At 38.4% G+C, this 2,551-nt stretch carries 2 protein-coding genes; both read right to left on the reverse strand.

What is annotated here, in order from left to right; genetic code table 11:
• Nucleotides 1-112: 112 nt before the first annotated feature.
• A complete protein-coding gene (locus BUC12_RS19600) occupies nt 113-1,927 on the reverse strand; it encodes a reverse transcriptase domain-containing protein (RefSeq protein WP_062185331.1) in 1,815 nt (604 codons plus the stop codon).
• A gap of 439 nt (nt 1,928-2,366) precedes the next feature.
• Nucleotides 2,367-2,551 (reverse strand): hypothetical protein (locus BUC12_RS20230; protein WP_175552655.1); only part of this gene is annotated, 185 nt, incomplete at its 5' end.

Genomic DNA, 2,551 nt, shown 5'->3' on the forward strand with positions numbered 1-2,551 from the left:
CCATAGGCTAAGCACCCGGCGCCTTGCCACCTTTCACAGTGGTAGGTTTCCAAGCACTCGCCACCGAACCGTACGTACACGTCTCCATGTATACGGCTCTCCATTAACTCATTCAGTCTATGCTGCCTGCGTGTATTTTGTGATGACATTTTATACATACTGCTAAAGTTTTACGTTTGCGAGCAATCATTTTAACTTCCCAATCTGATTTTCCTTTTAGGTTTTTGAGTTTACGAACATGGTGCATTTCAAGTTCATCTGTTGAACCACATAATTCACACACTCTGGCTTGCAGCCTTGTTATAAGTCCGTTTCTTCCACCGTTAATAGCAATCGTATTGGGAAGCCTGTCATTTAAGTTCACATCAGGCATTTCCTTACGTTTGAAACCCTTGTCGTAAAATTCTCGGTAGAAAGTATAACCCCTCTTATTTTTATAAGGAATAGCAAAAACACCATTTTTCTTGTATTTCGCTATTATCTTTTTCTTGGAAGTACGATATTTGCCTGCATATGTTTTATACATGCTGTACTCCATGATGTTATAAAAAGAGTCGATAACACAACTATTATTCGCAATAGAGTAGTAATTGTAGAAACCCATGATTTCTGAATTGTATTGGCTGATAATTTCTAAATCATCCAGATTTCTCATATAGCTACGACCTTTAGGCTTCCAGACTTCTTTACCGTTCCTTTTTACAATTTTCATTGCATCATAGGTAAAGAGTTTATTCCGCATTACTTCGGTAGTAACATAGAGTACAATCTTATGATCGTAGCTTCTTACAAGGTGTCCGTTTTTATCCCTGTGTGTATCATTGGATTTACGTACAAATATGTTATATCCAAGGAATTTAGCTGATTTCTGTGCATTTGTTATCAAAGTTTTTTCTTCCGACAGTTCCAGCTTAAGTGCATCATGCATATAATTTTTGATGTCTTCTTTAATCTGCTTACAGTCTTCTTTACTTCCGATAACACTTATCAGAAAATCATCCGCATACCTCACGTATTTCAGACGTTTTATACAGCTATCCATTTCATTTCCAGCTGGATATTCCAGACGTTTCTTTACAATTTCTCTAATTTGCTCATTCAGTCGTTTTCTTTCTGTTGCGTCTTTTACATTTTTGAATTTCGACACCAACTTAGCCTTACGCTGTCCGAATTGCTTTGCAATAGGATTTTCTTTTCTTCTTTTCCCCTTGTTGAATTTCTTGATATATTCTTTCATGTATTTGTCGAACTTGTCAAGGTAGATATTAGCCAATATTGGGCTGATAATACCACCTTGTGGAGTTCCGTTATACGATTTATGAAATACCCAGTCTTCAACATATCCTGCATTTAAGAACTTACGAATCAGTCTTATGAACCTATCGTCTGCAATGCGTTCTTTCAGAATATTAATAAGCCCTTCATGATTTATATTGTCAAAGAATCCTTTGATATCTCCTTCAATAAACCATTTTGTACCGTTGCATTTGTTCTGAACGCTTTTGAGGGCGGTATGACAGCTCTTCTGAGGTCTGAAACCATGTGAAGAATCTTCAAAACAGCCTTCATAAATTGCTTCTAAAATCATTCTTATGACTTCTTGAAGAAGTTTATCATAGAATGCAGGAATTCCCAACAGACGTTTTTTCCCATTCTTCTTTGGAATATATGTCCTTTTCGAGGGGTAAGGGCGATACGTTTCATCTTTGAGCGTATCAATTAACTGTTTAATTTTAGGTATACTGAAGCCATCAATGGTTTTTCCATCGACACCTTTGGTCATATTGCCTGGTTTTGCGTACAAATGCTTATAGGCAACGTAGTACATTTCTTCATTAAACAGAATCCTATACAGCCTGTCGAACTTGTAAGTCAAGTTACTGCTGTGTTGGCATAGACTGTTTAATACTTTTTCCGGATTTCTCATGTCTCACACATTTTCCATTAATTATATTAAACTGAATTAACTGCCCCCCTTCGCCATGCAGTTTTATCTGCGTGTACAAGGCTTTCCCTTGCTCAGACTACTACGGAGGCTCTGTTACCGTGCCGGATATTCAGGGACTATTCCCATAGCCTTACAACTGGCTTTCCGGTTTAGGTAATCCCCGTTTAGATACATAATAACATAATCTGTAAACAGACTATTTTGGCGTGATAGATTGTCGGATACGACTTTCGTCCTTTACTTTGTATGAAGTTGCGTCGTAGTAAGTTCTTTTGCTCATAGCCCCTACAAGGCGGGCTTGAGTACCACGATATGACGGGTTTCAATTCTTTTGGAATTGTATAACTACCTTACGTCAAAGCCTAACCATCTGACCGCTCAGACTATCGTTCAATCAATCCAGACTTTATCCTCATATCTATCGTTTCATCTTGCCACTCAGCCGAAACATGGTAGTTTGTCCACTCGTGGCGTTCCCGACATGCGACACTCCCCGTCGTCTTTCGTTGACGGATAAGCCGGGTGATGATAGGTTATTTTTCAAAGAACGCGAACCTAATAGCTTGCCAAAGCTATATTTATTATATACCCTTACGGGCGCAC

It is taken from the genome of Indolivaga macrotermitis, from assembly GCF_900128985.1.
GTDB lineage: Bacteria > Bacteroidota > Bacteroidia > Bacteroidales > Dysgonomonadaceae > Dysgonomonas_A > Dysgonomonas_A macrotermitis.

Excerpts from the sequence above, each read along its gene's own strand:
- BUC12_RS19600 (WP_062185331.1), bottom strand. The coding sequence starts at position 1,927 with ATGAGAAATCCGGAAAAAGTATTAAACAGTCTATGCCAACACAGCAGT.